7 protein-coding genes are annotated in these 6,464 nt (G+C 68.2%); 4 read left to right on the plus strand and 3 right to left on the minus strand.

Annotated elements, in window-relative coordinates; translation table 11 throughout:
• Positions 1–9 precede the first annotated feature (9 nt).
• Entirely contained in the window at positions 10–648 is a 639-nt protein-coding gene (locus G9373_RS27095) for an O-methyltransferase (RefSeq protein ID WP_005239255.1), read from the minus strand.
• Between the two features lie 283 nt (positions 649–931).
• Here G9373_RS27095 and sigE point away from each other — a divergent pair, with 283 nt between their 5' ends.
• The 4 genes from sigE (at position 932) to tatB (ending at position 4,056) form a co-directional block, all read left to right on the plus strand.
• A complete protein-coding gene (gene sigE / locus G9373_RS27100; protein ID WP_005239257.1) occupies positions 932–1,564 on the plus strand; it encodes an RNA polymerase sigma factor SigE in 633 nt (210 codons plus the stop codon).
• A 16-nt stretch (positions 1,565–1,580) separates the two neighbouring features.
• Complete coding sequence (locus G9373_RS27105; protein WP_005264635.1) at positions 1,581–1,943, plus strand: DNA-directed RNA polymerase sigma-70 factor; 363 nt, start codon at positions 1,581–1,583, stop codon at positions 1,941–1,943.
• Positions 1,944–2,037: 94 nt separating this feature from the next.
• Positions 2,038–3,561: a trypsin-like peptidase domain-containing protein gene (locus G9373_RS27110; protein WP_167117651.1), complete on the plus strand. Its 1,524-nt coding sequence runs from the start codon at positions 2,038–2,040 to the stop codon at positions 3,559–3,561.
• 69 nt (positions 3,562–3,630) lie between these two features.
• Positions 3,631–4,056, plus strand: a complete 426-nt coding sequence (tatB, locus tag G9373_RS27115) for a Sec-independent protein translocase protein TatB (RefSeq protein WP_005264637.1) — start codon at positions 3,631–3,633, stop codon at positions 4,054–4,056.
• A 66-nt stretch (positions 4,057–4,122) separates the two neighbouring features.
• Here the strand turns inward: tatB and G9373_RS27120 are convergent, their stop codons facing one another.
• Both G9373_RS27120 and G9373_RS27125 read right to left on the minus strand, forming a co-directional pair.
• Entirely contained in the window at positions 4,123–5,259 is a 1,137-nt protein-coding gene (locus G9373_RS27120; protein ID WP_005573467.1) for an Mrp/NBP35 family ATP-binding protein, read from the minus strand.
• A gap of 23 nt (positions 5,260–5,282) precedes the next feature.
• On the minus strand, positions 5,283–6,161 hold the full coding sequence (locus tag G9373_RS27125) for a lytic murein transglycosylase (RefSeq protein ID WP_005264638.1): 879 nt from the start codon (positions 6,159–6,161) through the stop codon (positions 5,283–5,285).
• Positions 6,162–6,464 lie beyond the last annotated feature (303 nt).

Here is a 6,464-nt window from a genome sequence, read left to right on the forward strand (position 1 = left end):
ACGGGGCTCTCAGAGCTTGGACGCGCAGAGCAGTCCGTCGCCGATCGGCAGGAACACGCGGATCAACTGGTCGTCCTCGGCGAGCGCCTTCGCGGCCTCGCGGACGGCGACGGTCGCCGCGTCACGCTGGCTCGGGTCGACGACCCGCCCCCCGTGCAGGGCGTTGTGCAGCACGATGGCGCCGCCCGGACGCAGCAGGCGGACCCCTTCGCGGACGTAGTGCGGGTGATCGACCGGTGCGCTGTCGACGAATACCAGGTCGTACGCCCCGTCGGCGAGCCGCGGCAGGACGTCGAGTGCCCGGCCGTTGATCAGCCGTGTCCGGGCCGGTGCGATGTCGTTGGTCCGGAACGACAGCTTGGCGGCCCGCTGGTGCTCGGGTTCACTGTCGATGGTGGTGAGGACGCCGTCCTCGCGCATGCCCCGGAGCAGCCACAAACTGCTCACACCCGCGCCGGTTCCGACCTCGACGACCGTCTTGGCGTCCAGCATGCGGGCAAACAGGGCTAGAGCAGCACCGACCGCGGGAGGTACCGGTCCGGCACCGAGGTCGTCCGCCCGCTCCCTGGCCGCACCGAGGGCCTCGTCTTCACGGACAGCCCCTTCTGCGTGGGTGAGTATCCGTTCGGCGTTTGTCTGCACGCACATGAGGCTATCGGGGTCTCGTCATCGCCGCTGCGAGGCGCGCTCGACAACGATGCCGCGACCTGTCCGGCCGCGATTCTCAGGAATACCTCAGCTTGCTCACACCGCACACATATCGCGGTGGGAAAGAGTATGTCCAACGCCAGATCCGAAGACCGCCCGGCGGGGAGATCACGACGACGGAGGAAGGTCCGAGAATCCGGGAACAAATCCCGGCCCTCGGGAGTTGACGCCTATACCACGTTCAGTGATCTGCGGTCCTGAGTAGGAGGATCCACTTAACTCGATGAGCAACCACACGATGGCTCCAGACGAGAGAAACACCGACGAGCAGCTGTCGGACGCCGAGCTGACGGGTACGGCTGTGTTCGATGCCACAGGCGAGAAGTCCGCCATGCCGTCCTGGGACGAACTCGTCCGCGAGCACGGCGACCGAGTCTACCGACTGGCCTACCGGCTGTCGGGCGACGCGCAGGACGCCGAGGACCTCACTCAGGACACGTTCATCCGCGTGTTCCGGTCCCTGTCCGACTACCAGCCCGGCACGTTCGAGGGCTGGCTGCACCGCATCACCACCAACCTCTTCCTCGACATGGTCCGCCGTCGTAACCGCATCCGCATGGAAGCGCTCCCGGAGGACTACGATCGTGTCCCGGCCGACGGGCCGAACCCCGAGGAGATCTACCACGACGCCCGCCTGGACGCGGATCTGCAGGCAGCGCTCGATTCGTTGGCCCCGGAGTTTCGCGCCGCGGTCGTGCTGTGTGACATCGAAGGACTGTCCTACGAGGAGATCGGTGCCACACTGGGTGTCAAGCTCGGAACCGTGCGTAGCCGCATCCACCGCGGCAGGCAGGCTCTGCGTGAGCATCTGGCTGTGAACGGAAAGGTTGACTCCGATCAGATCGGCGTCGGGTAGTTACCAGGAGGGACGAATGACGCAGGGGCGTGTACCTCGCCAGTTTGGCTCCACCGAACACCTGGCGAGTGAGGCGATCGCCGCCTACGTCGACGGTGAGCTCCGCATGTCCGCTTATCTGCGCGCCGCCCACCACCTGTCGATCTGCCCCGAGTGCGCGTTCGAGGTGGACTCCCAGCAGCAGGCTCGGCGTGCCCTGCGCCGCAGCGGCGACGTCGCCATGCCCTCCGGTCTCCTGGGTCTGCTGAGCCAGATCCCCAGTTGCAACCAGGGCGATCCCGCCGACAAGTCCCCGTTCGACTCCCACTCCCCGGATTCGCCGGTCACGAGCGCGTACTCGATCACGAGCCGGATCTGGTCCCGGCGCCGGCGCCGTTGAGCGCATCCGGACCGACGACGGCGGTGTCCGCGCTCAGCGAGGCATCGGTGATACTGGGGCGCGTGACTGACGCACACGAGGGGGACACGACAGCGTGACGGCGGATTACAAGACTCCGGGTTCCGATACGACGGCACCCGACGGTCCCGTGGCGGACGAGGCGGGCACGCTCCGCCCGGCGGACGCCCCACGGCTCGATCCGAGGCCCGTCTACCGCCCGCAGATCGACGCAGCGTCCAGCCGCGCGTTCGGCCGACCGGGTGGCGTCACCGGTTCCTTCGCCCCGTCGGATGCCCGGCGTGAGAGCGAACCCTCGGTGAAGGTCGGTGCCCCCGACCCCGTGCTGGCGGAGGCGTTCGGCCGGCCGGACGGCGAGGTCGACACCATTCAGCGTGATCCTCACCGGAAGCCCGCGACCCCGGCGGGCGAGGCACCGCCCGCCGACCCCTGGCGAGATCCCGATGCGGGCGTCGAGCTCGGCTCCCCGGCGCTGCACGCCGAAGAACATTCGCGCCCGCCCGCTCCCGCGCTCAGCGCCCGCGAGGTCCTGTTCGCCGGCAAGGTGGCGCCGAAGGCCCTCGTCGCGCTCGGCGGAATCGCGCTCGCGATCGGTCTGGTCGGTGGCCTCCTCGCCGCCGTGATCACCGCCGATCGCAGCTCGCTCACCAGCCAGAGCGTCACCCTCGTCCAGGGTGGCGGCGAGGAAGACCTCGGCCAGTCGCCCGTCGCGCAAGTCGCGGACGCCGTGCTGCCTGCCGTCGTCTCCATCCAGGTGGCGGTCGGCGACCAGGGCAGCACCGGTTCCGGTGTCGTCATCGACGGCGCCGGCTACATCGTCACCAACAATCACGTCATCTCCGCCGCGGCCACCGCCCCCGACGGCGGCAAGATCCAGGTGATCTTCTCGGACGGGACCAAGGCCGAGGCCCAGATCGTCGGTCGCGACATCAAGACCGACCTGGCCGTACTCAAGGTTTCCGCCGACAACCTGACGGTCGCGGAACTCGGCAAGTCCGGCGACGTGCAGGTCGGTGAGGACGTCGTCGCGGTCGGATCGCCCCTCGGGCTCAGCAAGACCGTCACCCGCGGAATTGTCAGCGCCCTGCACCGTCCGATGCGACTGTCCGGCGAGGGCTCCGACACGAACGCCGTCATCGACGCCGTCCAGACCGACGCCGCCATCAACCACGGCAACTCGGGCGGCGCGCTCGTCGACGACACCGGCCGGGTGATCGGCATCAACACCGCCATGCTCAGTGAGTCCGGCGGCTCGGTGGGTCTCGGTTTCGCGATTCCCATCGACGACGTCACGACGGTCGCTCAGACCCTCATCCGGGACGGCCGGATGCACCACCCGGACATCGGCGTCAACGCCCGCACCGTCGTCAACGACAACACCAGCGGTGCCCAGGTGGCCAATGTCCGCTCGGACAGCCCGGCCGCGCGGGCCGGGATCATCGAGAACGATGTGATCGTCAAGGTCGGCGACCGCACGGTCACGAGCGCCGACGAACTGGTCGTCGCCGTCAACCTGCAGAAGATCGGCGAACCCGTCCGGGTTCAGCTGATCCGCGAGGGCCGACTCGTCGATGTCGACGTGACCCCGGCCTCCGACTGACTCGAGAGGTTGCTGTGAGATCGCTCCGTCACCTGGGCACACACCCTCACCGCACAGTAGGCTGACCACGTGTTCGGCAACATTGGTTGGGGCGAGTTCATGGTCCTCCTCGTCGCGGCTCTGGTCATCTTGGGACCCGAGCGGCTTCCGGGTGCGGTCAGCTGGGTAACGAAATCACTGAGGCAGGTCCGTGAGTATGCGAGCGGCGCCAGCCAGCAGCTCAAGGACGAGCTCGGTCCGGAGTTCGAGGATCTGCGCAAGCCGCTGTCGGACCTCAATCAGCTGCGCGGCATGACACCGCGCGCGGTCATCACCAAACACCTGCTCGACGGTGACGATTCGATTCTCACCGGCAACTTCGACAAGCCGAGTTCGGTGTCGTTCGACAAGCCGGGAACGAAGGCCGTCAGCGCCGATCCGTCGGCGCCCACTCCACCGCAGAGCAAGCCGCTCGCGGCAGGCGAGCGCCCCCCGATCGACCTCGACGCAACATAGGCCCTCCGGGCTCGTGCGCCTTTCCGGTTGTTCCAGCAACCAGAATGGCGCACGAGCGCGCAGCGCCTAGAGGTGGCGGGTGGTGTCGATCCCCAGCGACATTCCGGCGAGTCCACGCTTGCGGACGGCCAGCTTGTCGGCGATGTCGCGGAGTGCCGTCGCGGCCGGCGAATCCGGGTGGCCGAGGACGATGGGAACACCGCCGTCGCCGCCTTCACGGACCGCCTGCTCGAGCGGGATCTGCCCCAGCAGCGGCACCTTCGCGCCCACGGCCTTCGTCAGTCGGTCGGCGACGGCCTGCCCGCCGCCGGACCCGAAGATGTCCATCCGGCTGCCGTCGGGCAAGTCCATCCAGGACATGTTCTCGACGACTCCGACGATCCGCTGACGGGTCTGCAGTGCGATGGCGCCTGCGCGCTCGGCCACCTCGGCGGCCGCCTGCTGCGGGGTCGTGACGACGAGGATTTCCGCACCGGGGATCAGCTGTGCGACGGAGATGGCGACGTCGCCGGTGCCGGGCGGCAGATCGAGCAGCAGAACGTCCAGGTCGCCCCAGAAGACGTCGGCGAGGAACTGCTGCAGCGCGCGGTGCAGCATCGGCCCACGCCACACGACCGGGGTGTTGCCCTGGGTGAACTGGGCGATCGAGATCATCTTCACGTCGTGCGCGACGGGCGGCATGATCATGCGTTCCACCTGCGTGGGCTTGGCGTCGGTGCCGAGCATGCGGGGAACGGAGTGTCCGTAGATGTCGGCGTCGAGCACGCCCACCGACAGTCCGCGGGCCGCGAGTGCGGCGGCAAGGTTGACGGTGACGCTGGACTTGCCGACACCGCCCTTGCCGGACGCGACAGCGTAGACGCGGGTCAGCGAGCCGGGCTGGGCGAACGGGATGACGGGCTCGGCCGAGTCTCCGCGCAGCGACTTGCGGAGTTCGGTGCGCTGCTCGTCGCTCATCACGTCGAGTTCGACGCGGATCGCACCGACACCGGGGACGTCCGCCACGGCCTTGGTTACCCGGTCGCTGATCTCGGTCCGCATCGGACAGCCCGCGGTGGTCAGGTAGATCGCGATGTCGACGCTGTCGTCGGCCGCGATGTCGACGCTCTTGACCATCCCGAGTTCGGTGATCGGTTTCCGGATCTCGGGATCCTGGACGCGCGCCAGGGCGCTACGTACAGCGGACTCGCTCAGGACTGGCATGACTCAATGGTAAGGATGTGCGCTCAGTGGATGCGCGGCAGGTCCGCGGCCGCCGGGATGATTCCGCTGGAGTAGCCGGCGGACCATGCGAGCACGTTGGCCACGTAGGCGGCGGAGTTGTTGTATCGGTGCACGGCCTTGGCGGCCTGAATCGGGTCCTTGACGTTCAATCCGCCGTCGCACAGGTACTTTCCGGTGGTCAGCGCGGAGTCGAAGAGGTTCTGCGGATCGGCGACGCCGTCGCCGTTGCCGTCGCCCGCATAACGATTCCACGTCTCGGGGAGGAACTGGGTGGGTCCGACGGCGCGGTCGTAGTTGGCGTCGCCGTCCAACGTGCCCCCGTCGGTGTCGCGGATCACGGCGTTGCCGCCGAGGGTGCCGTCGAGGACGGGACCGAGGACGGGCTTGAGCATGTTGCCCTTGTCGTCCGCCTTGCCGTCGTAGGCGTGGGTGGACTCGACGCGGCCGATTCCGGCGATGAGCGTCCAGTACATGCCGCAACCCGGCTGTTCGACCGCGAGGATGCGTTCGGCGTTCTGGTACGCCGAGACGCTGATGGCCGGGATGCCGAGCGCGCCCTGGGCGATGCTCGCCGGAAGGGGAGGGGTGGCCTGGACGGGTGCGAGCGCCGGCGCAGCGGGCGCTGCTTCGGCTGCCGGTGCGGCCTCGGCGGCCGTCTCGGCCACGGGGGTGACGGCTTCCGCGGCCTCGGGTGCGGTGTCAGTCGCCTCCTGGGCGACGTCGGCGACCTCCGACGAGGAGCTCGTGGAAAGGAAAGGGACCTTGGGTGCGGCGCCGGCCGTGTTGGCTGCGGTGATCAGTCCGATGGGGACGAGTCCGGTAAGCGCGATGACCGAATTGCGGCGGATATGGGAGTCCGTCTTCTTGTTGTGCCGACCCACTCGATTGCCTCCTGCGACCCCCGTCTCGGGGTGTTCCGTTCAACTGACCGGATCGAGGCTACCTGATTCGATACGCTTCCGTTATCCAACCGTGATCAAACGGACTTGTATCGTACGGTTCCGTTACTCCGAAGGCACGTGAGCGAGCGTAACGAACACGGCAAGGTCACGCCAGGACGTCGAGGGGCCTCAAGGTTGTCGGACGGAGCGGGCGGTCGTGCCGTCAGGAACCCGGACACCCGAACACTCCGCCGCGCGCCCTGCAAGCAGAGCGCGCGGCGGAGGCGGGGGTGACTATCGGGG

This window comes from Rhodococcus sp. A14 (assembly GCF_011603105.1).
Taxonomy (GTDB): domain Bacteria; phylum Actinomycetota; class Actinomycetes; order Mycobacteriales; family Mycobacteriaceae; genus Rhodococcus_F; species Rhodococcus_F opacus.

Excerpts from the sequence above, each read along its gene's own strand:
- sigE (WP_005239257.1), top strand. The coding sequence starts at position 932 with ATGAGCAACCACACGATGGCTCCAGACGAGAGAAACACCGACGAGCAG.
- G9373_RS27105 (WP_005264635.1), top strand. The coding sequence starts at position 1,581 with ATGACGCAGGGGCGTGTACCTCGCCAGTTTGGCTCCACCGAACACCTG.
- G9373_RS27095 (WP_005239255.1), bottom strand. The coding sequence starts at position 648 with ATGTGCGTGCAGACAAACGCCGAACGGATACTCACCCACGCAGAAGGG.
- G9373_RS27120 (WP_005573467.1), bottom strand. The coding sequence starts at position 5,259 with ATGCCAGTCCTGAGCGAGTCCGCTGTACGTAGCGCCCTGGCGCGCGTC.